The sequence below is a fragment of the Halorussus marinus genome, from assembly GCF_004765795.1.
Taxonomy (GTDB): domain Archaea; phylum Halobacteriota; class Halobacteria; order Halobacteriales; family Haladaptataceae; genus Halorussus; species Halorussus marinus.
Window position 1 is genome coordinate 1 of record NZ_SBIV01000034.1, and the last position, 698, is coordinate 698.

Sequence of the window (698 nt, forward strand, 5' to 3'; positions counted from 1 at the left end):
GCGCTCGAGGCCAGCGAGCTCCTTCGTGTACTTCGGACTGCCGTCGATCGCCCGCAGCGGATACTCCTCGCCCGGTAGCACTCGGGTCTGCTCGTTGTCGACGAACCGGATGATGACGTCGCGCTCGGTCGCCCACTCCGGCCAGTCATCGTCGCCCGGCTCGACGATCTCCCAGGCCGGCCACGACATCGGCGTCTCTCGGTCGTTCGAGACGGTCTCCGTCTTCGGAACCACCCGAACGATCGGTTGGTCCTCGACCGCCTGAGATTCAGCGTTCCGCGCTCGCTGGTAGAGCCGCTCTTCGCGTTCTGCTATCTGGAGGCGGACGTCCGCGTGCTTCTGCTCGATCTGCTCGATGACCTCCTCTTTCGGCTCTTCGTTGAGGTAGCCGCGGATGGTCGACTTGGCGTACGAGCCGACGCCTTCGTCCTCGAAGCGGTCCTGGATCTCCTCGACGCTGAGGTTGTCGAGGTAGTGCCACTTCAGGGCGAGTGTGACTCGTCGTTCTCGGGTGGACATGATGGGGAAAGCGTTCTGTAGCGTTCAGGGGTTGACTTATACTTTAAATAGGGCTGGTTACTTCCCGGCGGGGTTCAGACAGTCGAGACACGTAGGCCCGTCTTCGGCAGTTCGCTCACGTTCGCAGGGGTCGAACGCGAACGTGCGGCCGCAGTCCGTACAGGTCCAGCCCATCGGTC

At 62.9% G+C, this 698-nt stretch carries 1 protein-coding gene; it reads right to left on the reverse strand.

Annotated elements, in window-relative coordinates:
• On the reverse strand, nt 1–519 hold a 519-nt coding region (locus tag EPY72_RS19115), incomplete at its 3' end, for a hypothetical protein (protein ID WP_135807464.1).
• Nucleotides 520–698: the final 179 nt, after the last annotated feature.